We start from the raw sequence: 19985 nt of genomic DNA, 5'->3' as shown, positions 1-19985 counted from the left end.
GCCTATAGCGGCGCCATGACCCTGATCCTGTTCAACAAGCCCTATGGCGTGCTCAGCCAGTTCACCGATGAGGGCAGCGGCAAGCGCACCCTGAAGGAGTTCATCGACCTGCCGGGCGTCTATCCCGCAGGGCGGCTGGACTTTGACAGCGAGGGGCTGCTGATCCTGACAGATGACGGCCGGGAGCAGGCCCGCATCGCAGACCCGAAGAACAACACGCCCAAAACCTATCTTGCACAGGTCGAAGGCATCCCGTCGGAAGATGCGCTTGCAGCGCTGTGCCGGGGTGTAGATCTCAAGGATGGCCGCACGCGCGCTGCCCGCGTCAGCGCTGTGGAAACGCCCCAAAACCTCTGGCCGCGGGATCCGCCGATCCGGTTTCGAAAATCTGTTCCCGACAGCTGGATCTCGCTGACGATCTCCGAAGGCCGCAACCGCCAGGTGCGCCGCATGACTGCTGCGGTGGGCCACCCCACGCTGAGGCTGATCCGCCTGCAGATTGGTGACTGGGGTCTGGACGGGCTCGCCCCCGGCGCATGGCGGCGCGCGTGATACGCGAAAAAACCTGAAAAAATACAGCCGTAGCGGTTAACATCACCGCCCCCAAAGCCTAGGTGCCACCCAGGCTTACTGTATTGGCAACAAGGGATGGATGATGGCGGCGGCGCCGGTAGTGAACGAACTTGAAAACTGGTGGCAGAGCAATGCGCCCGGATGGGTGAGCGATGCGACCAGCTATCTCGCCAGCATCTGGAACGAAGGCGCGTATGGTCTGACATTCGGCCAGATCATCCTCGTTTTCCTGATCATGAGTTTTGCCATCCTGTTACGGGGCCTCTTTGCCCGCACGCTGGTTGTCTGGGCTACGCGATGGGCAGCCGGCTCCAGCACGCAAATTGATAACGCGCTGGTAAATGCCGTCGCCACACCGCTGAAGATCATTCCCGTTGTCGCGGGCATATACGCTTCGATCCAGGTGCTGGATGTTGATCCGATGGTCGAGCTGTATGCAGGCCGGATCATCCAGTCGGTCGTTACACTGACGATCTTCTGGTCCTTGTCCCGCGCGGCACGGATACTGGAATACATGCTTACCGGTGTCAGACGCGCCCTGTCGGCCCCGGCCGTTGACTGGATGATCAAGGCGCTTCAGTTCCTGCTGGTTGCGCTCGGCCTGGGCGCTGTTGCCCAGCAATGGGGCATTGCCGTGGCGCCGCTGCTGGCAGGCCTCGGCGTTTTCGGAATCGCCATCGGCCTTGGCGCTCAGGATCTTTTCCGCAACCTGATCTCCGGCCTGCTCATTATCGGCGAGAAACGCTTCGTACCGGGCGAATGGATCCGCGTGGACGGCGTGGTCGAAGGCACCGTGGAGCGGATCAATTTCCGCTCCACGCTTATCCGGCGCTTCGACAAGGGGCCGGTCTTTGTTCCCAATTCAAAGCTCGCTGACGCTGCTGTCACCAACTTCTCCCGCATGACCCACCGCCGGATCAAATGGGCCGTGGGCGTGGAATACTCCACGACGGTGGAGCAGCTCAAATCCATCCGCCAGGAAATCGAAGACTGGCTGATGAACGACGAGCGCATCGCCAAGCCCCCCGAAGTCGCCCTGTTCGTGCGCGTCGATGCCTTCAATGCAAGCTCCATCGACTTCCTCATCTATACCTTCACCAAGACAACCAACTGGGGAGAATGGCTCGAGATCAAGGAAGCGTTTGCCTACTCTGTCATGGACATCATCGAGCGCAACGGCGCGGCCTTCGCCTTCCCGAGCCAGACGATCTACATGGACCAGTCCGACCCGCCGGAGATCATGGCGCCGCCCGAAGACAAGTCTGCTGACAAACGCCTGCCCGCCCCGGACAACCGCAAGGCCGGCGCCCAAGGCTCCACCAGCCAAGAGGCGTCCTCAGATTAAGAGACCATAGGAAGGCGATGCAGACAGATACTTCAGGGCGCCTGCTCTGTCTGACCTGTGGCGGCCGCCGGTTTTCCGGACACCGGACCAGCCGCGCCGGCTCCTTCGACATGATTGGTCAGCTTGGCCAGGAGCGGGCTGAGCAAGAGAAGCATGATCCCTAAAACGACCGCCGACCCGCCCAGTTGAAGGTAGACGATGTTGTAGGCAGCCAGACTTTCTTCTGCCGGCGCCCCTTCGGGGACCTGTGTCCGCTTGGCGATTTCTGCTGCGATGACATTGGCGAGCGTCACGGCAAGGAACCAGTACCCCATCATGAACCCGACGATCTGCCGGGCCGACATCTTTGTCACTGCCGACAGGCCGACCGGGGAGAGGAAAACCTCACCGGTCGTGTGCAGAAGATACATGAGGAGGATGAAGACAACCGAAATCCGCAGCATGCCGTCTGCATCCGGTGTTGCAGACTGGATACCGAGATTGAGAACAAAGAAGCCAGCTCCGATCTGCAGCATGGCTAGGCCGAACTTGACATAAGAATTGGGTTCCCAGCGTCGGCTGCCCAGAAAGGTCCAGAGCAGCGCGATGACCGGCGCGAAATAGATGATGAAGAAAGGATTGGCCGACTGCAGCGCCGGGGCGGGAAACTCCCAATCGCCGATGCTGTTGGTCACGTGGGATGCCGCAAAGAGGTTAAGCGAAGTCGGCCCCTGATCGAACAGTGTCCAGAACAGGACAGAGGAAATTGACAAGATCAGTAAGCCGATCATCGGACTGCGAGCTTCTGAATCGAGACGGGTGAACATGTAGAACAGGATGCCGGCTGTCGCGACGGCGAAGACCGGGTACATCGCGGCAGATGTGAAGGCCGCAAACTGCAACAGCACGAAGCAGAGCACCACAAACCCCAACCCGCCCATGTAAACGAGCCATTCGCGGTTGAGACCTGCGAACACAGGGGTTTTCAGGTCCATGCCCTCCGGCGGGTCGGCCCGGCCTTCCAGCCATCCCTGACCGAGGACGAATACAACAAGCCCTGCGAGCATGCCGAGGGCGGCCAGTCCGAAGCCAGCCGTCCAGCCGTAATTTGCCGCTGCAATGGCGCACCAGATGCCCGCGAGGAAGGCACCGAGATTGATACCCATGTAGTAGAGTGTGAACCCGCTGTCCCGACGGGGATCTCCCTTGTCATAGAGCGCGCCGACACAGGTCGAGATGTTCGGTTTCAGGAAGCCGACCCCGGCCACGATCAGAGCAAGCGCCGCAAACAGGATGAATTCGTAAAGCGCCTGGCCTTCTCGCTCGAGGGTGCCCGAGAGGGAGACGGTTTCACCACCGCGTTCAAAAGTAACGGTGCGCGCGGAGGAGCCTCGCTCGGGCTGGACGAAGGAGAGGAGTTGATACGCCTCCCCGTCAATCACGATACTGCGCTCGCGCGCCTCGCTGTAATCGGGACGGTTGATTTCATAAGTCGTGTCGCCCGTGACCAGGGTCTCAGTGGCCGGGGGTCCGTGGAACCCCATCAGGCCATGACCGGCAACCAGCAGCACAGCGCCAAATGTCACCGCCTTGCGGAAGCCGATATACTTGTCTGCGACCCAGCCGCCGAGCAGCGGGCCAAGATACACCAGCGCAACATAGGCGCCGTAGAGGGTCAGTGAAAAATCGCTGTCGAAGAGGAAATGCCAGGTCAGGTAAAAGATCAGAAGCGCCCGCATCCCGTAATAGGAGAAGCGCTCCCACATCTCGGCAAAGAACAGGACAAAAAGCCCTTTTGGCTGGCCCCGCATCTGCCAGAGGGCAAGGGCGATCGGCGCTGCCACGAGCAGCAGCGGAAAAAATACGCTCATCATGATTTCGAACCCCTGATCTGCCCACGCGCCCGGCAGGCGCGCCCTGTCCTTGTGACTTTTGACCATGCCGCGGGGTGGGGCTCAAGGCCGTTTCTGCCGTTCAGGCTTTTGAGGGAGGCAATGCCTCACACGTCGTCCAGCAATCCGGGATAGTTATTGCTCACCTTGCCGACTGCCGGGCCGATCGGCCAGGCATCCATGTCCTCATTCGGAAACGGCTCGAACAGGTCCGACGGGTCGCCCGAAGCCGGGTCCAGCCACCGGTCATAATCCTCCGGCCGCAGGATCACCGGCATCCGGTCATGAATGCCCGCGGTAAAGTCGTTTGGTTTCGTGGTCAGGATCGTGAAGCTCTGGATCTCCGAGCCATCAATCAGCGCCGCGTCCCAGAGGCCCGCCAGGCAGAACAGCCGCCGGTTATGCAGACGGAAGGCAAATGGGGTCTTGGTCTTCCCCTGCACCGACCATTCGTAATAGCCCGACACCGGCACAAGGCACCGTTTGTGGCGGTAAGCGCCCCGGAAGGTCGGCTTCTGCGCAACCTCCTCGGCCCGCGCATTGATGCTGGCCGCCTGCCACTCCCTGATGGGCTTGCTCCACCAGCTTGGGATAAGCCCCCACCGCATGGGCGCCATCTCGCGGGCAGACCTGTCGTGATTGAGGCGGATGACCGGCTGGATCGTCGTCGGCGCAATGTTCCAGTTCGCCTCGGGTGGCTCCACGCCATGAATTTCAATGATGTTGAGCCAGGCATGATACTCTGCCCAGCTCACCCCTTCCCTGAAAAACCGTCCGCACATGCCCGGAGGCTAGCGGGCCGCTCTTTGCCGCGCCAGCCTCAATACGCCTCTTCGGCAAACACCTTGCGCACGTCGCGGTTCCAGGGGCCGTGATAGCGTTGCAGCAGGCGCTCGGCCGGGGTGATGCCCGAGGCGGCAATCTCGTCGAGGCCGCTGAGGAAGCCTGTCTCATCATCGCCGGCTGCCGAGATCACTCGGCCCTTGAGGCCCGCCCGGCTGATCGACAGCACCTCCCTGGCAAGGTCCTGCATCGTCCGCCCGCCCGGGATCGGCGTGCGCAGGCCCAGCGTACGCACAGACTGGCGCATCGCTTCGCGCTCCTGCGCGCTCCAGCCTTTGACGAGGTCCCACGCCGCATCCAGCGAGGACTGGGAATAGAAAATCCCCGTCCAGAAGGCGGAGAACGCACACAGCCGGTCCCACGGCCCGGAATCGGAGCCGCGCATCTCCAGGAAGCGCTTCAGGCGCACTTCCGGGAAGATGGTGGAGAGATGATCGACAAAATCGTCCATCGCGGGGCGCTCGCCCGGCAGGATCGCCAGCTTGCCCTCCATGAAATCCCGGAAGCTGAGGCCCGAGGCATCGAGATATTTCCCGCCCCGGCGCACGAAATACATCGGCACATCCAGCGCATAATCCACATAGCGCTCAAAGCCGAACCCGTCCTCGAACACGAAGGGCAGCATGCCCGTCCGGTCGGGGTCGAGGTCGGTCCAGATATGTGAGCGATAGGAGAGGAACCCGTTGGGGCGCCCCTCAAGGAAGGGCGAGTTGGCAAACAGCGCCGTGCCGAGCGGCTGCAGCGCCAGCGACACGCGGAACTTCTGAACCATGTCGGCTTCCGAGCCGAAATCGAGGTTTGCCTGCACGGTGGAGGTACGGAACATCATCTGCCGGCCAAGGCGCCCCACCTTGTCCATATAGGCGGTCATGATCTTGTAGCGGCCCTTGGGCATCACGGGCGTGTCCGCCATGCTCCAGATAGGGCTCGCGCCCAGTCCGATGAAGCCGATGCCGAGCGGCTGGGCAATCTCGCGCACCTCGGTCAGGTGGCGGCCCACTTCCACACAGGTCTCGTGGATGGATTTCAGCGGCGCGCCGGAAAGCTCGAACTGCCCGCCGGGCTCAAGGCTGACGCTGGCGCCGTCCTTCTTAAGGCCGATCAGATATCCGCCCTCCAGGATCGGGTCCCAGCCGAACCGGTCGCGCATGCCTTCCAGCATTGCCAGGATCGAGGCTGGCCCCTCATAAGGGAGCGGCTTGAGGCCATCCCAGATGAAGCCGAATTTCTCGTGTTCGGTGCCGATGGCCCAGTCGCTGCGGGGCTTGGAGCCCCCTTCCATATATTCGACAAGTTCGCGCTTGCCCGCAATTCGCGGCGAGGCTTCGTCGATGTCGCTCGTTGGCGTGGTCATCGCGGCGCGCTCCTGAAACAGTTTGTCCGGAGCGGGACATAAGGCTGAAATGGGGCAACGCCAACGGGGGAATGCAAAATCTTGAACGGAGGCGTCATTATTTCCAATCCCCGCACACCGCCTGCCACAGCGTCATCGCCGAAATCGCCGCTGTTTCCGCCCGCAGGATGCGCGGCCCAAGGCTCACCGGCCAGGTCTCCGCCCGCCCTCGCAGGTATGCGCGCTCGGCCGGGGCAAACCCGCCCTCCGGCCCGGTCAGGATCGCAGCAGGGCGCCCCTTGAGCCCGGCCAGCACCTCCAGCATCGGCCGCGCCCGGCCCGCCTCTCCGCCCCAGGGCGCCTCGGCCTCCTCGCCCGCCTCATCGCAGAAGATCACCGCCATACCTTCCGGCAGGGCGTCCAGCGCCGCATCGAGGCCCGCCGCGTCGGCGATCTCCGGCAGGTCCAGCCGCTCTGTCTGCTCGGCCGCCTCCAGCGCAATCTTGCGGAACCGGTCAGTGCGGACCGTCCGCGTCTGGGTCCGCTCGGTCAGCACGGGCACCATCCGGGCAGCGCCGAGCTCGGTCGCCTTCTCGATGATGAGATCGGTCTGGTCCTTCTTCACCGGGGCAAACAGGAGTGTCAGAGGTGGCCGGATTTGTCCTGTCTGTGGACGCGTTTGTCCCGTCAGTGTCACTTCCGCGCGCCTCGCAGAGGCCTTTTTGACCGAAGCTGACCACTCCCCGTCACGCCCGTTGAACACGCGCACCGGGGCGCCATCCTCCAGCCGCAGCACCCGCAGCAGATAGTTCGATTGCTCGTCATCCAGTGCAACCAGACCAGATGCCGCCAGCGGCGCATCAATATAGAGGCGGGGGATCGTAGCCATCCCCGCGCTATAAGCTGAGCCTGCGCGCCTGTTAAGGTGTGGCCTTTGCGCAACTTGCCTGTGGTTTTGAAATCACAACCCGTGCGAGTGCGCGCCAGATGCTCTATATCCGGTGATGATGAGCATGCCCCAACCACCTGAAAATCACGGGAATTTAGCTGTTCCGCCCGATTCCGCCCTGCCCGGCTGGCTCGCGCGACTGCCTGCGGCCTGGCGCCCCTATGCGATGCTGGCGCGGCTGGACCGGCCCGTCGGCGTCTGGCTCCTGTTCCTGCCCTGCGTGATGGGCCTCGGCTTTGCCCGCATCCCTGCGGGTCTTCAGGCAATCGACCTCCTCTGGGTTCTCCTTTTCCTTATCGGCGCCATCGTCATGCGCGGGGCCGGCTGCACCTGGAACGACATCACCGACAAGGATTTTGACGCCAAGGTCGCCCGTACCGCCGCAAGGCCGATCCCGTCCGGCGCCGTCTCGGTCAAGCAGGCCTACATTTTCCTGCTGGCCCAGCTCGCCATTGGCTTCCTCATCTGGCTTGGCCTGCCCTGGGACGCAAAGCTCGCAGCGCTCCTCGCCCTGCCGCTGGTGGCGATCTACCCCTATACCAAGCGCGTGACCTGGTGGCCGCAGGCCTGGCTGGGCCTCACCTTCAACTGGGGCGTTCTGGTTGGCGCGGCGACCGCAGATGTCATCACCGGCCCGGTCTACATCCTCTATTTCGGCCTCGTTCTCTGGACGATCGCCTATGACACGATCTACGCCCTTCAGGACCGGGAAGACGACGCGCTGATCGGCGTGCGCTCCACCGCGCGCCTTTTCGGCGAACGTGCCGTTCTGATCTCGTTCGGCTTTCACACCGGCGCAGCCGCGCTCATCGCCCTCGCCGCTTACGCGCAGGGCGCAGGCCGCCTCGGTGCGCTGACGGCGCTCCTGTTCCTGGCTCACGGCGCCTGGCAGGCGATGACGCTGAAAACCCGCGGCGAGAGCAAGGCGCTCGCGATGTTCAAGGCAAACGTACCTGCCGGCGCCATCGTTGCCATTGGCTTCCTGATTGCGGCGTTGTTCCCGGCGGGCACATCTGGCCGCCTGTTTGCCGAAGACGCACCGCCGCCAGCCGAAGCCGGTGTCCCGGACACCTGAATGGAGCGCCGCGCGCCTTAATCGCGCTACACAGACCAGTTGTCGAAATGCAGGCCCGTTTTCTTGCGGAACTCCATGATGTCCGGAGCAAGCATGTCTGTCATCTGCCTACGGACCTTTTCAGAGAATGGTGGCGGCGCCGCGCGCGGTGCATTCAGGGATGCTTTCGCCTTGATAAAGTTCAGAAGCGGGCGAGGGGCATGGCCACGCAGAACCGTGCCTATCTCGGTTCGCCGCAGCCGGCCCCACCAGCCCGGCATGCGGGAAACTTCGCTGAAGGAGTTAGCCGCGCCCTGAGCGACCGGAAGCTCTGCCGGCGGCAGGCCGAGCGTCTTGCAGATAAAGGCGACAACTTCCATCGACTGCTCAGTCAACATGTCAAAATCAAGGATCGTGACACGATCCCCAAAACGTTCCCAAAAGGGCAGAAGACACGTGTAGTAACTGCTGGCGTGCAGGATATGCTTGCCGGACCTTGTGGCGAGAAGATCATCAGGCGGCGGAAGATCATCTTCTATGAAATGCACCATCCTATAATGCGAAATGGCCCGTTCAACCGGGTCACGCGCAATGAAGAATATCCGCATTTCGGGATTGGCTTCGTAAAGCAGCTGTGCCGCTTGCGGATGAATATCCGTCTTTGCGTAGTTAGGAGAGATGTCGCCCCACAGCGCGTCCCCCCGACTGAACTGACGCGCATACCACCCATATCCTCTTGATACGGATTTACGCGTGCAGAAGAAGTCGGTCTCCTTCATTTTCGGAACGGAAACCCCTTCGACACCTCTCAGCATCTCGTAGAGTTGCGTCGTGCCTGCGCGCATCGCCCCGATAACGGCAAAGTCGGGCCCGGTTCTGCTTATGGAGCTACGCATGCTGCGTGCCCCCTAATCGCAGAGAATACCGGCCTGCCACTTCACACAACATTGCCGGACTGCTTCGAGTTCCGATCTCGGATTTTTTCTGCCGCTTGGACAAATCAAAAGCGAATTCGCGGATTTGGCGAGCCAGATACATGTTACGTCCCCTAGATCGATACAATAACCCAATTTATTCAGAGCAGTAAAGCTAAAATTCGTATCGAGCGCGTAACGAATAAACTTTTTCTGCCTTCTGAGCAGCGTTGCCTAAATTTGATGCGTGGGCGGCCGGCGTTCCCAGAACCTTTATGACACGGGCGTTCCCGGGCCCGTCATTTCACGACGAATGTCGTTGGCGCAGATGCTTTTGCCTTCAGGGTCATACGGAATAAGCCGTAAGCATCCGGAAAGAGCCGGCTTGCGCGCATCACCGGCGATGTTGATGATCGGGGGATATCGACGGGTCCTGAGACATGGACCGAGACGGGTTGCATTCACTCTGTGATACATGGATCTGATACCTGGTGCACCTCGCCGGCGCTGGTCGCGAGACGATAAGCTTGCGGAGGTGGCAGCAACGTTTTCACCCGGAATTACGGTGAGGGAAGTAGCAAGCAACCCCGGCAAGCGCAGCTGGGCTGGCAAGGTAGGCAACGTATGGCTGCGGGGGGTGATCGGGGTCTTTCCGGCGCCGAGCTGGTAATTTCTGATGCGCGCCGCTGCCTGACTGAGAGGCTGGCGGAGCAGCCAGCGACCTGCAGCGCGCCCTTGAGGCCCAAGAAGCAGAGCGCCGCGACCCTACGGAAACACGTCCCGACCGGTGACGCGCGCCGGTCAGAGGCCTATACTTCCTCCCGCAGCCGCGTTGGCAGAAGGAGGCTCCCCATGACCGTCGCAATCGAAATGGTATCGGACCTCGTTTGTCCCTGGTGCTGGCTTGGCCTGCGCCGCATCGAGGCCGCCATCGCCCGCACGCCGGATATCAAGGTCCAGCTGCTTTTCCGTCCCTATGAGCTCGACCCAACCATTCCGGCCGCAGGGGTCGACTACAAGGAATACATGGGCAGCCGCGTTTCCTCGCCCGAAGGCAAGGAGCGGATGGCCAGTATGCGCCAGGCGCTGATCGACTATGGCAAGGCCGAAGACATCCCCTTTCGCTTTGATGCCGTCACCCGCCGCCCGAACAGTTTCGATGCGCACCGCCTCGTCCGCTGGGCGCAGGGACAGGGCAAGGGCGCGGCCGCCAAGGAGGCGCTCTTCCGGTCCTATTTCAACGAAGCCCGCGACATCGGCAGCCATGACGTCCTGGTCGATATTGCCCGCTCGATTGATCTGGACCCGGAGATTGTCGCCGATCTCCTGAAATCCGGCGCCGATGTCGAGGCAACCCGCCAGGAAGCCAGTGTCTTCCGCGAGATGGGAATTTCGGGCGTGCCGACCTATATCGCCAACCGGCGTGTTGCCGTGCAGGGCGCTGAAAGCGCCGAAAAACTGGAAAAGTTCATCCGCCACGCCGCCAGCCAGCTGCCGCAGGAACGCCCTGCCGGCCCGCAGAACTGACACGCGCCATGGATATCGTCAGCATCCGGATAGACGGGCGCACTGCCACTGTGTCCTTTGACACAGGCTCGAAAGCCAACGCGCTCAGCCAGAAACTGATGCGTGAACTGACGCAGGCTGCCAGGCTGTTTCACGGGGATGCGTCAATCTCGACCGTCATTCTCACAGGCAGGCCTGACAACTTCACACTCGGCGCCGATTTGAAAGACCCCGAAGGCGCAGACGTCCGCCGGCTTGGCCTTGCCGAACGCCGCATCCGCCTGCGGGCAGGCCCGGAAATGTGCGACGCGTGGGAACAGGTGGACGCCCTGACACTATGCGCCATCGAAGGCTGGTGCGTCGGCGGCGGCGCAGCCCTGTCGGCTTTCTGTGATCTGCGTGTAGCGTCCACCGAAGCGACGTTTTACGTGCCGGAAGTCGAGCGTGGCATGAATATGAGCTGGGGGTCCATCCCCCGCTTCGTTGCCCTTGTCGGTCCGGCACGCACCAAGCGCCTTGCGGGTCTTTGTGAAAAGATCGACGCTGCCACCGCGCTTGCCTGGGGGCTTTATGATCACGTCACGGCGCCCGGCGGAAGCCTTGCCAGGGCGCAGGAGATTGCCGCATCGGCCGCGCGTCTGCCGCCCACGGCGCTGAAGATGGTCAAGCAGGACGTGAATGTCGCCGCCCTTGCCCTTGCCAGGGCGACGGCCCACAGGGATCTGGAAGCCTTCGCGCTCATGCAGCAGACGGACGATTTCCGCGAAGGCGTAAAAGCGTTTTTTGAAAAGCGCGATCCCGATTTCACCGGAGACTAGCTGAGCTGAAGCTCCACGAGCCGCCGATACGCGCCGCCTGACGCCATCAGCCCCTCATGTGATCCTTCTTCGACGGCCCGGCCATCTTCCATCACGACGATCCGGTCTGCCGCGCGCACCGTGGAGAGGCGGTGGGCAATAATCAGTACGGTGCGCCCTTTGCCGAATTCTGCAAGGGCGCCCTGCACCTTGGCTTCGCTTTCCGCATCAAGGGCCGAAGTGGCTTCATCCAGCAGCAGGATCGGCGCGCGCCGGAGCACGGCGCGCGCCAGCGCAACCCGCTGGCGCTGGCCGCCGGAGAGGTTGCGGCCCATTTCGCCTGCCGGGGCATCATAGCCGCCCGGCAGCATGCTGATGAAATCATGGGCATTGGCCGCGCGCGCCGCCGCTTCGATCGCGTCCCGCGGCGCGCCGATCCGGCCAAGCGCAATGTTGTTGGCGATCGTATCGTCAAACAATGCTGCATCCTGCGCGACAAGCCCCATCTGGTTGCGCAGGCTGGCGCCGGAAACTTCCCGAACGTCCCGCTGATCAACCGCAACAAGGCCGGTTGAGGGATCATAAAGGCGCATGAGCAGATTGAAGACGGTCGACTTGCCTGCCCCCGAGGCCCCGACGATGGCGACAGTCTCGCCCGGTTTGGCCGCAAAGCTCAGCCCCTTGAGCGCCTGCGTACCATCCGGATAGGCAAAGTGAACGTCCCGGAATTCGATCTCGCCCCGGACAGTTTCCAGCCGCGCCGCGCCCGGCCGGTCTGCCACTTTCGGCGCCTGATCGACGATCTCGAACACACGGTCGGCAGCAGCAGCGCCCTCCTGGGCCACCGCGCCGATGGCGCCGAGCGCGCGCACTTCCGGGGCGGCAATGCCGACGGCTGCAATGAAACCGAGGAAATCGCCCAGCGTGCTTTCTCCCTGCGCAATCCGCCACGTGACAAAGCCGAGCAGCGCGGCGAGCGCAAGGCCGCCAAAGACTTCCAGCACCGGGTCAACGCCCGCGCGTTTGGTCAGCACTTTCAGGAACAGCTGCGAGCGTTCGGTAAAGCCTTTGGCGGCGCGTGCCTTCTGCCAGTCTTCCAGGCCATAAGCCTTGACGACCCGGGCCGACTGGAAACCTTCCGTCAGGAGGGCAGTGACTTCCCCTGTCTGCTGCTGGGCGCGTTTGGACCGTTTGCGGACGGAATTTCCCAGTGACAGAACCGGCCCGAGCGCCAGCGGGTAAACCACAGCAATGATCAGCGCCAGCTGCCAGTCTTTCCAGAACAGCCAGGCGAGGACGCCGATAACGGTTGCCGTACTCTTTGGAAAATTATTGGCAAAGCGCAGCATCGCTTCGCGGACCGCCACGACATCATTGATGAAACGCGACACAAATCCGCCGGATGCGTCGCCCGACAGGCGCGCAAAGTCCCCGTCCGTAAGGGCATCATACTGCACGGTCTGCACGCCGATGAGGCCGCGCTGAACACCGGTGTTGTTGAGCAGCGTCATGGCATACATCGACAGGGCGCGGCCGATGGTGAGCACCACGATGGCCCCGATGCCTGCCCAGATCCAGTCAATCGGAGCAGCGCTGCCCGCTGCCTTCTGCTCGATGTCACGCTGCAGTCCGTTGCCCACATAATCGAGCACGGCGACATAGCCGATGCTGAACATGGCGGAGAGGATGGCCATCAGCGTCCCGCCAATGAACCAGGCTTTCTGTGGCCAGAAATGCGCCTTGGCAAGCCGCAGCAGGTTGCGCTGGGCCTTTGCCGGAGGCGCGGGAGAGGGCTCAGATGTGATGGTGGTCACCGGTGGCGGGGTCGAGCAGCTTGTGGGCGTGCAGGATGAAGTAACGCATCTCGGCCTGGTCTACCGTGCGCTGAGCGGCTGATTTCCAGGCGTCATAGGCTTCCTGGTAATTGGGAAATGCGCCGACGAAATCGATCTGGGTCAGGTCTTCAAACTCAACACCGGTCACGTCTTTCAGCTCGCCGCCGAACACGATATGCAGCAGCTGTTTGCCGGGTTTTGCGGTAGGGCTCATCCGTTTTGGCTCCGTCTGGACAGGCATGGGTTGGGTGGCTCGCGCCTGCGGGTCGGGAATCTTCACCACTCCCACGCGGCGCACTAACAAAGGATGCAGGGCGTTTCCAGAGGCGAGGACACTGCGCTGGGCCGGGACAGACTGATTGAACACAAAGGGTTCGCCAAGATGTGTCGTCGCCTGCCCGCCCGCTTCCTGAACGAGCACGGTCCCGGCGGCGAGATCCCAGTCAGCCTTTTCGGCCAGGACAAGGGCGGCGTCCCACTCCCCGGTCGCGACCTGCGCCATGCGAAGCAGGGTCGCGTTGGGCTTGGGCCTGCACATCTCCACTTCCGGCCAGGGCTCCCTCCAGGAGGGATGGGTCACCAGCCCCTCATTGGTGATGAGGCGCAGCCCGTCTTCGACATCCCGGCGGGAAACGCGGATCGCCGTGCCATTGAGGATGGCGCCCGCGCCGCGGCGGGCTGAATACATCCGGCCAAGCGCGGGCGCATACAGCACCCCGGCAACCGCTTCGCCCTCTTCGACAATGGCAAGGGCAATACACCAGTGGGGGTCGCCGTTGATATAGGCGCGGGTGCCATCGATCGGATCGACCACCCAGACGCGGGATTTCGCCCGCGCTGCCGGGTCGTCCAGCGTTTCTTCCGATAGCCAGCCATACTCAGGCCGGGCTGCCTGAAGGTGGTTCAGGCAGAGCCGGTTCACGGCGAGGTCGGCTTCGGTTACGGGGCCCTTGCCGCCGCTCTTGTTCCAGCTCTCGGCGCCGCCTTTCAGCGTGTAGGAGAGGGCAAGGTCACCCGCCTCCCTGGCCAGCGCCAGCATGATATCCAGATCCTGCGCGAGGGTCCGCTCAGCTGCCTGCAAGGTTCATGTCCTCAATGAGGATCGACGGGGCGTCGCGCGTGGAGCGCAGTTCAAGGTCATTGGCCGGCACCATTCGCGCAAACATCGACGGAAGGTCTCCTGCCACGGTCACTTCGGACACCGGCCAGGCGATCTCGCCATGCTCGATCCAGAACCCGGCAACGCCGACCGAATAATCCCCGTTGTTCGGGTTGATCGACGGGCCGAACATGTCGGTCACCAGCAGGCCCTTGCCGATCTGTCTGGCCAGTTGGCCGGGGCTGTCCTTGCCGGCGCGCAGATAGACGTTGGACGTGGATACGCCCGGCGGGTCGCCAAAGCCGAGCGAGGCAAAGCCGTTGGATGTGAGGCCGAGCTGGCGAGCGGAGGGCAGGTTCAGCAGCCAGCTGGTCAGCTTGCCATCCTCGATGAGGTGGGTTTGGGCGACGGGAAGGCCCTCGCCGTCATGCACCCGGCTGCCCATGCCCAGCGGGCGGACGGGGTCGTCGGTGATGTAGATGCCCCCGGCGAAGACCTGCTCGCCCATCCGGTCCTTCAGGAAGCTGACACCGCGGGCGATGGAGGGGCCGGAAATGGCCCCCAGCAGGGCACCGATGAGGCTGTCGGAGACCCGGCGATCGAAGATGACGGCCGCTTTCTGGGTGGCGATCTTTCGGGCACCTAGGCGGGCGATGGTGCGTTCGCCGGCGGTACGGCCGACTTCCTCTGCAGAGGGGCGGTCCTTGATGAAGCGGACCGACCAGCTGTCATAGTCGCGTTCCATCTGGCCATTCTTTTCGGCGACAGCGGAGAGGCCAAGGCCGGTTGACGTCCCGGTCTTCCAGGCGCGGAAGCCATTGCTGGCGGCGACCCAGCGGGTTGACCGGTTCCAGGAGGAACCACAGCCCGCTACAGTCTTCACGCCGGCCACTGAAAGGGCGGCCGCTTCAGCAGCAATTGCTTCAGATTCAAGGCGTTCAGCAGGAATTTCGGCCTCGCCCGACAGGTCCAGATCGGCATTTCCGCCAATCAGTTCGGCCGGATCAGCGAGGCCGCAGAACCGGTCTTCGGGGACGGCCCTGGCCATGGCGGCGCAACGTTCGGCGAGGGTTTTGAGGCCATTGCGGGAAAGGTCGGCGCCCGAAACGCTGGCCTGGCGCTTGCCGAAGAAGCAGCGCAGGGCGACGCTGGCGCTTTCCTCGCGCTCGATGCTTTCAAGCTTGCCCTCCCGCACCGAAACGCTGACGCCATCGGCAATTCCGAGGCGTGCGTCGGCGGCATCTGCCCCGGCCTTGCGGCACTGGTCGAGCAGGTCTGAGAGGGTGTTTTCGGGGGAAATTTCTGAATCAGCCATCCAGGCTAAATGGACCCCAGAAGGCCTGCACGCAACAGGCCCGATGCGCCACATGGCCGGGCAAACCGCGCCAATACGCGGAAAAGCCCGGCCAAAAGGGCGACACTTGCGCTCAAATCAGGCCACGCCGAGCCAGATTACGGCCACGCCGGCCGCCAGCATGCCGAGCCAGGTGAGCACCATGCCGAGCGCCCGGGGCGCCATGATGTTACCTGAGAGGCCGATCGCGTGAAGCACCCGGCCGAGGGTGAACCCGCCGCCGATGGCATGCACGGCCCAGATCGGGGCACCGAGGCTGGCGGCGATGAACAGGCCGAGCATCGTTGCCGGGATGTATTCGGCTGCATTGCCATGGGCGCGGACGCGGGTTTCCAGTTCAGTGTCCCCGCCGGTCCCGAGGGAGACCTGCGCCGAGCGGCGGCGGCCAACGACCCGGAAGGACAGGAAGAAGAGGATGAGAATGTTGACGCCGGCATAGACGGCGGCGGCGGTGATGGGGGTCATGGGCCCGTATTCCTCCCGGTTGTGGTGTATCTGCACAAGAAAATGCCGCCAGGTGGCGACACCTGACGGCATATGATCTGAGTCTGGCCGGTTGTGACCAGAGGAAACCTTACATATCGCGGCGCGCGTCCGGCAGGCGGTCGTTGATGTCGTCGCGGATGTCCAGCAGCGTCACGATCAGGCCGCAGATCAGGCTTGCGGCAACCCAGCCGCCAAAGGCGAAGACGCCAAAGTCTGCCAGCTGGGCGAGACCGCCCGTCAGGCCCAGCAATTCGTTCGTGAACTCGCCCTTCTGGTAGATACCGAGCGCAATCCCGCCGACGATGATCGAGATGTAGGCCACATAGACCATCGTACGGAAGCTGTTGATAATGATGAACTTCATGGGCATCCCCTTCCTGTTTCAGTCCCATTCTTGGCTGATCGCGCCGTCGCGTCACCTTAACCAGCGCTTGCCACATTCCGATGCTCCGTCAGACGAAGCAAGCCGGACACGCAGCAATGCCTTATTCTGCCGTCTCCCCGCTCAGGGAACAGGCAAACATGTCACCCAGCACCGCGGAAAATGACAATTGCTCCTGCACGGTCAACTCACCGACAAAAGCCATCATTTCCTTGTTTTCACGGCCAATGGCCTGGGCTGTCTTCTTGAACAGTTCGGGCGAGAGGTTCTTCTCCATCGCGTCGGTGATGCAGCCGCACGTGGCCTCTGCTTCACCACCGGCGACGCAGGCATCGACCAGCACCTGATGGTCACTTGGCGCGGCCAGCCCGCAGCCGGTCAGCGCCAGCGCTGCAATGGCGGCAACAATCCCCGCTTTCATGACCGAACACTCCTGAGGCCCTTGAGCCGATGTGCTCGCATGAATCCCCGGCGCTGAAAAGCGCTATTCCCGGCCAATGATCTGGTCGAGTTGCGGGCCCTTGCCCAGTTTCTGTAGAAACTCTGTCTTAACGGCGACCCGGTCGTAATCTTCCGCTGCCCAGTCCAGGAAGGGTTTCCACTGGTCGCGGGGGCGCCCGGCATTGAAGGCGGCGTAGGCCTCGAAGAAGGCGTCGAGCACGCCCGTCTTGCCATGGCGGATATGCAGGTAGCGGCCCGAGAGCTGCTCGAAGGCTTCTTCGAAGGGCACCTTCTCGCGCAGCAGCTTGTAGAGCACGGCCATGATCCCGGCCCGGTCGGCGCCGGACTTGCAATGCATCAGGGCCGGGTAGCGGATGCGCTCGAACAGGTCGCGCGCGGCAAAGACCGTCTCGACCGTCGGCGGCTCGCGCGAGAACATCTGGAAATCGACAAGATCGATGCCCGCTTCTTCGCAGGCTTCTTTCTCCAGCAGGTAAAAGCCTTTGGTGGTGGGTCCGCGCAGGTTGAGGACCGTCCTGATGCCCCGTTCCTTCGCATGAGCGATCACCTGTTTCGGGGAGGGCTGGTTTGCCCGCCACATTTCCGGGGAAATCTGGTGGAGGTTTGAAAACCAGACGCGCAGGAAGCCGTGATCGCCCAGATAAAGCTCCCGCCGCGCGCGGGCGCGGCCGCCGGGCGTGCCGAGATCTGCCGCCAGATGGGGCTTGCGCAGGCGTTTGGGTGTAATCTTGACCATCTCGTTTCCGCGATTAGGGCGTGCCGGGCCCCGGGGCAAGAGATGGGGGCATTCCGGTCAGGCTGAAGTTTTTTTCACATATCCCGCATCCAAACATGAACCTGGCCGCATCTTACGGGCAAGACGCCGGCAATCAGGCCTGGCGCCAGACAACAAAGCTTCTACGGAGCAACAGGAATGGATATGGAAAGCATCGTCGTCCCGACAGTACTCTTTCTCTCGCCCGCACTGATCGTGTGGATCGTGAGCTACTTCAACGCCCGCAAGCGCAACACGGTGCATGAGACCCTGCGGCTGGCCATCGAAAAGGGGCAGGCCCTCTCGCCGGAAATGATGGACAAGATGTCCCTGCTGAGCGACCCGGTGCGCGCCGACCTTCGCCGGGGCGTTCTGTTCCTGGCCTTCGGCGCGGCCTTCGCGGTGCTCGCTGGCCTCATCGGCGCAGAAGAGTCCGAAGCCCTCACCCCGATGCTGGGCGTGGCCACCTTCCCCATCTTCCTCGGGATCGCGTACATTGGTCTTTGGGCGTTCGGCCGTGACAAATCGGCCGCTGAATAATCTCAGGCTGGTGGCGTCCGGAGGACGGGACATGCGAACTGACCCCGATCTCGCCCATGCGGCAGCCAAAGGCAGCGAAGCAGCTTTCGCTGAACTGGTCCGCCGCCACCAGGCCCGGGTGCGCGGCATGGCCCGCCGCCTGACCGGCTCGCAGGCTCAGGGCGACGACATCGCCCAGATGACCTTTCTGGCGGCCTGGCAGAAAATCGGCGCCTATGCCGGTGGCACGTTCAGCGCCTGGATCTGCACCATCTGCTGGCGGGAGTTCCTGCAATGGCGCCGCCGCCAGAAGATGGAGATCGCGTTCGACGAGACCGCCGAGGTCATTCCGTTCGACCGGCCTTTCGACCGCTCAGCGTCGCAGACCGAAGACCGGATGGACCTCGCCCGGGTGCTCGACAGCCTGACCGAAGCCCAGAGGGTCTGCGTGGTCCTCTGTGTTGCCGCCGGGCTTTCCCATCGCGAAGCGGCCGAGGCAACCGGCTGGCCGCTCGGAACCGTAAAATCCCATGTCCTGCGCGGGGTCGCCCATCTCAGGACGTGCCTTGCCAGCGCCGATGTGGCATGATGGAGTGATGATGATGCGCGACGAAGAAAACTATGGCGATCTCGCCCGGCTGTTTGCCGCTGAAGACGCAAAGCTCGAGGCGGCGCCCTTTACTGCAGGCGTAATGAAACGTGTCCGCCGGCAGGCCCTCATCCGGCAGCTCACGGTAGGCGCGTTCGGCTTCCTGGGCGCGGTCATTGCCCTCCTGCAACTGCCCGAACTGCTCTCGGCTTTTGTCGGGGTCGATCACACGGTCACCTCGGCCCTGGCGCTTGCCCGGACGGAGATCAACGAAGCGGCCACAAGCAATCCGATGTGGCTGGCTATCATCATCGGAGCATCGCTCTCGATTGCCGCCATCTCGATGACGGAACGCGCCTGAGGCGAAAACGCCCGGTGCAAGGAGGAAACGCCCAATCGAAAAGGCCGGCTCAGAGGAGCCGACCTTTTTATTTCAGGTTTAATCCGTACCCGGCAATCAGTAGTCGGTATTGGCCGGATTGTCATTGGTCAGCGTGTTGTCCACGGGGGCTTCCTCTTCCGGCATGACGGGCTGTTCTTGTGTCCAGCTGTCAGCCTCGGGGGTGCCCGGCTCGGGCGTCACATAGTCATCTGCTTCCGGCTCGGTCGTGGTAATATAGTCCGTCTCCGGCGTGACATAGCTTTCGTCTTCCGTGGTCGTTTCCATGTCGCCCTGGCCTTCCGGGGCATAGGACGGATCAACCGGCGAGCCGTCTGCCGAAACCCAGATATCTGCCTGGCTGTCGAGCGCGGCAATCTCGGCGCCGGCTGTGTTGACCTGAGCCAGCATCATGGCGTTGAGGTCGTCGGTCGAATAGGCTTCGGGCAAGTCTGTCTGGTTGACGGCAGCTTCCAGAGCGGGCTCTCCGGGCGCGATTTCAACGGTCATTTTGGGCTCAGATTCCGTTTCAGCGAGCGAACTCTCGTCTTCCTCGGTCAATTCGGCGTCAAGCGCAGGCTCTGCGTCGGGCACTGGCGGAGGGACTTCCTCGGCCATGTCGGGCTCTGGCGGAAGCGCTTCGGGCAGAACATCCGTCTGCGGCTGAAGCATGTCGGTTTCTTCCGGCATCTGCTGGACCTGCGGGTCGACCGGAACCATGTCCGGCGTGGCCGGGTCAATCGTGGACTGGGCGATGGCTGGCGCGGCCATCAAGGCAACAACAGCGCAGCTGGCGAGAAGCTTTTTCATGAGGGGCTCCATCAACAAGAGCAGGATTGCTCAATTGCAAAAGAAATCCCGTCTGGCGGAAAAGGTTCCGCAGCGGCCGCATTAATCTGCAGACAGGCTTGGGGCCAAAATGGGGCAAGGCGCATCAGCGA

Annotated in this window: 21 protein-coding genes; 8 read left to right on the top strand and 13 right to left on the bottom strand. The window is 62.7% G+C overall.

Features of this window, described 5'->3' with window-relative positions; translation table 11 throughout:
• Window positions 1-15 precede the first annotated feature (15 nt).
• Window positions 16-552: an rRNA large subunit pseudouridine synthase E gene (locus tag KG722_RS02100; RefSeq protein WP_213269014.1), complete on the top strand. Its 537-nt coding sequence runs from the start codon at window positions 16-18 to the stop codon at window positions 550-552.
• A 121-nt stretch (window positions 553-673) separates the two neighbouring features.
• Window positions 674-1918 (top strand): mechanosensitive ion channel family protein, encoded by a 1245-nt coding sequence (locus KG722_RS02095; RefSeq protein WP_366909922.1) that lies wholly within the window; start codon window positions 674-676, stop codon window positions 1916-1918.
• 32 nt (window positions 1919-1950) lie between these two features.
• Here KG722_RS02095 and KG722_RS02090 read toward each other — a convergent pair whose 3' ends face one another.
• From KG722_RS02090 to KG722_RS02075, 4 genes are all read right to left on the bottom strand, one after another.
• Entirely contained in the window at window positions 1951-3771 is a 1821-nt protein-coding gene (locus tag KG722_RS02090) for a peptide MFS transporter (protein WP_213269012.1), read from the bottom strand.
• Between the two features lie 125 nt (window positions 3772-3896).
• A complete protein-coding gene (locus tag KG722_RS02085) occupies window positions 3897-4571 on the bottom strand; it encodes an SOS response-associated peptidase (RefSeq protein WP_213269010.1) in 675 nt (224 codons plus the stop codon).
• Between the two features lie 38 nt (window positions 4572-4609).
• Window positions 4610-5986: a glutamate--cysteine ligase gene (locus KG722_RS02080; protein ID WP_213269008.1), complete on the bottom strand. Its 1377-nt coding sequence runs from the start codon at window positions 5984-5986 to the stop codon at window positions 4610-4612.
• Between the two features lie 97 nt (window positions 5987-6083).
• On the bottom strand, window positions 6084-6854 hold the full coding sequence (locus tag KG722_RS02075) for a 16S rRNA (uracil(1498)-N(3))-methyltransferase (RefSeq protein ID WP_213269006.1): 771 nt from the start codon (window positions 6852-6854) through the stop codon (window positions 6084-6086).
• A 124-nt stretch (window positions 6855-6978) separates the two neighbouring features.
• Between KG722_RS02075 and ubiA the strand changes: the two genes are divergently transcribed.
• The gene (gene ubiA, locus KG722_RS02070) at window positions 6979-7989 is read left to right on the top strand and encodes a 4-hydroxybenzoate octaprenyltransferase (protein WP_300998167.1); all 1011 of its coding nucleotides are present in this window, start codon (window positions 6979-6981) and stop codon (window positions 7987-7989) included.
• 26 nt (window positions 7990-8015) lie between these two features.
• Here the strand turns inward: ubiA and KG722_RS02065 are convergent, their stop codons facing one another.
• On the bottom strand, window positions 8016-8864 hold the full coding sequence (locus tag KG722_RS02065) for a sulfotransferase (RefSeq protein WP_213269004.1): 849 nt from the start codon (window positions 8862-8864) through the stop codon (window positions 8016-8018).
• 870 nt (window positions 8865-9734) lie between these two features.
• On the opposite strand from KG722_RS02065, the gene KG722_RS02060 reads away from it, so the two are divergent.
• Together KG722_RS02060 and KG722_RS02055 are read left to right on the top strand one after the other, a co-directional pair.
• Window positions 9735-10409, top strand: a complete 675-nt coding sequence (locus tag KG722_RS02060) for a DsbA family oxidoreductase (RefSeq protein ID WP_213269003.1) — start codon at window positions 9735-9737, stop codon at window positions 10407-10409.
• Between the two features lie 8 nt (window positions 10410-10417).
• The gene (locus KG722_RS02055; protein ID WP_213269001.1) at window positions 10418-11206 is read left to right on the top strand and encodes an enoyl-CoA hydratase/isomerase family protein; all 789 of its coding nucleotides are present in this window, start codon (window positions 10418-10420) and stop codon (window positions 11204-11206) included.
• Here KG722_RS02055 and KG722_RS02050 read toward each other — a convergent pair.
• From KG722_RS02050 to KG722_RS02020, 7 genes are all read right to left on the bottom strand, one after another.
• Window positions 11203-12999, bottom strand: coding sequence for an ATP-binding cassette domain-containing protein (locus KG722_RS02050; RefSeq protein WP_213268999.1), 1797 nt, complete (start codon window positions 12997-12999; stop codon window positions 11203-11205). The two genes, KG722_RS02055 and KG722_RS02050, sit on opposite strands and share 4 nt — an antisense overlap.
• A complete protein-coding gene (locus KG722_RS02045) occupies window positions 12980-14101 on the bottom strand; it encodes an inositol monophosphatase family protein (RefSeq protein ID WP_300998166.1) in 1122 nt (373 codons plus the stop codon). The genes KG722_RS02050 and KG722_RS02045 overlap by 20 nt, the downstream gene beginning before the upstream one ends.
• The gene (locus KG722_RS02040; protein ID WP_213268997.1) at window positions 14088-15434 is read right to left on the bottom strand and encodes a TldD/PmbA family protein; all 1347 of its coding nucleotides are present in this window, start codon (window positions 15432-15434) and stop codon (window positions 14088-14090) included. Before KG722_RS02040 ends, KG722_RS02045 begins: the two co-directional genes overlap by 14 nt.
• A 117-nt stretch (window positions 15435-15551) precedes the next feature.
• Complete coding sequence (locus KG722_RS02035; protein WP_213268995.1) at window positions 15552-15938, bottom strand: MAPEG family protein; 387 nt, start codon at window positions 15936-15938, stop codon at window positions 15552-15554.
• A gap of 109 nt (window positions 15939-16047) precedes the next feature.
• The gene (locus KG722_RS02030; RefSeq protein ID WP_213268993.1) at window positions 16048-16323 is read right to left on the bottom strand and encodes a hypothetical protein; all 276 of its coding nucleotides are present in this window, start codon (window positions 16321-16323) and stop codon (window positions 16048-16050) included.
• A 121-nt stretch (window positions 16324-16444) separates the two neighbouring features.
• On the bottom strand, window positions 16445-16762 hold the full coding sequence (locus KG722_RS02025) for a hypothetical protein (RefSeq protein WP_213268991.1): 318 nt from the start codon (window positions 16760-16762) through the stop codon (window positions 16445-16447).
• Window positions 16763-16825: 63 nt separating this feature from the next.
• Window positions 16826-17539 (bottom strand): protein tyrosine phosphatase, encoded by a 714-nt coding sequence (locus tag KG722_RS02020; RefSeq protein WP_213268989.1) that lies wholly within the window; start codon window positions 17537-17539, stop codon window positions 16826-16828.
• Between the two features lie 177 nt (window positions 17540-17716).
• On the opposite strand from KG722_RS02020, the gene KG722_RS02015 reads away from it, so the two are divergent.
• From KG722_RS02015 to KG722_RS02005, 3 genes are read left to right on the top strand one after another with little or no spacing between them, the layout of a single operon-like run.
• Window positions 17717-18097 carry a DUF6249 domain-containing protein gene (locus KG722_RS02015; protein WP_213268987.1) on the top strand — a complete coding sequence of 127 codons (381 nt, stop codon included), beginning with the start codon at window positions 17717-17719 and terminating at the stop codon, window positions 18095-18097.
• A gap of 31 nt (window positions 18098-18128) precedes the next feature.
• A complete protein-coding gene (locus KG722_RS02010) occupies window positions 18129-18665 on the top strand; it encodes an RNA polymerase sigma factor (protein ID WP_213268985.1) in 537 nt (178 codons plus the stop codon).
• A gap of 7 nt (window positions 18666-18672) precedes the next feature.
• Window positions 18673-19026 (top strand): hypothetical protein, encoded by a 354-nt coding sequence (locus KG722_RS02005; RefSeq protein ID WP_213268984.1) that lies wholly within the window; start codon window positions 18673-18675, stop codon window positions 19024-19026.
• A gap of 96 nt (window positions 19027-19122) precedes the next feature.
• Here KG722_RS02005 and KG722_RS02000 read toward each other — a convergent pair whose 3' ends face one another.
• A complete protein-coding gene (locus KG722_RS02000) occupies window positions 19123-19854 on the bottom strand; it encodes a hypothetical protein (RefSeq protein ID WP_213268982.1) in 732 nt (243 codons plus the stop codon).
• Between the last annotated feature and the right edge of the window lie 131 nt (window positions 19855-19985).

This window comes from Hyphomonas sp. (assembly GCF_018402285.1).
GTDB lineage: Bacteria > Pseudomonadota > Alphaproteobacteria > Caulobacterales > Hyphomonadaceae > Hyphomonas.
The sequence above is the reverse complement of the archived record's forward strand: the minus strand, read 5'-3'. Positions and strand labels throughout refer to the sequence as shown.

Coding starts and splice junctions, on each gene's coding strand:
- KG722_RS02015 (WP_213268987.1), top strand. CDS start 17,717: ATGGATATGGAAAGCATCGTCGTCCCGACAGTACTCTTTCTCTCGCCC.
- KG722_RS02080 (WP_213269008.1), bottom strand. CDS start 5,986: ATGACCACGCCAACGAGCGACATCGACGAAGCCTCGCCGCGAATTGCG.
- KG722_RS02010 (WP_213268985.1), top strand. CDS start 18,129: ATGCGAACTGACCCCGATCTCGCCCATGCGGCAGCCAAAGGCAGCGAA.
- KG722_RS02035 (WP_213268995.1), bottom strand. CDS start 15,938: ATGACCCCCATCACCGCCGCCGCCGTCTATGCCGGCGTCAACATTCTC.
- KG722_RS02000 (WP_213268982.1), bottom strand. CDS start 19,854: ATGAAAAAGCTTCTCGCCAGCTGCGCTGTTGTTGCCTTGATGGCCGCG.
- KG722_RS02055 (WP_213269001.1), top strand. CDS start 10,418: ATGGATATCGTCAGCATCCGGATAGACGGGCGCACTGCCACTGTGTCC.
- KG722_RS02030 (WP_213268993.1), bottom strand. CDS start 16,323: ATGAAGTTCATCATTATCAACAGCTTCCGTACGATGGTCTATGTGGCC.
- KG722_RS02085 (WP_213269010.1), bottom strand. CDS start 4,571: ATGTGCGGACGGTTTTTCAGGGAAGGGGTGAGCTGGGCAGAGTATCAT.
- KG722_RS02020 (WP_213268989.1), bottom strand. CDS start 17,539: ATGGTCAAGATTACACCCAAACGCCTGCGCAAGCCCCATCTGGCGGCA.
- KG722_RS02075 (WP_213269006.1), bottom strand. CDS start 6,854: ATGGCTACGATCCCCCGCCTCTATATTGATGCGCCGCTGGCGGCATCT.
- KG722_RS02025 (WP_213268991.1), bottom strand. CDS start 16,762: ATGAAAGCGGGGATTGTTGCCGCCATTGCAGCGCTGGCGCTGACCGGC.
- ubiA (WP_300998167.1), top strand. CDS start 6,979: ATGCCCCAACCACCTGAAAATCACGGGAATTTAGCTGTTCCGCCCGAT.
- KG722_RS02005 (WP_213268984.1), top strand. CDS start 18,673: ATGATGATGCGCGACGAAGAAAACTATGGCGATCTCGCCCGGCTGTTT.
- KG722_RS02090 (WP_213269012.1), bottom strand. CDS start 3,771: ATGATGAGCGTATTTTTTCCGCTGCTGCTCGTGGCAGCGCCGATCGCC.
- KG722_RS02065 (WP_213269004.1), bottom strand. CDS start 8,864: ATGCGTAGCTCCATAAGCAGAACCGGGCCCGACTTTGCCGTTATCGGG.
- KG722_RS02060 (WP_213269003.1), top strand. CDS start 9,735: ATGACCGTCGCAATCGAAATGGTATCGGACCTCGTTTGTCCCTGGTGC.
- KG722_RS02040 (WP_213268997.1), bottom strand. CDS start 15,434: ATGGCTGATTCAGAAATTTCCCCCGAAAACACCCTCTCAGACCTGCTC.
- KG722_RS02100 (WP_213269014.1), top strand. CDS start 16: ATGACCCTGATCCTGTTCAACAAGCCCTATGGCGTGCTCAGCCAGTTC.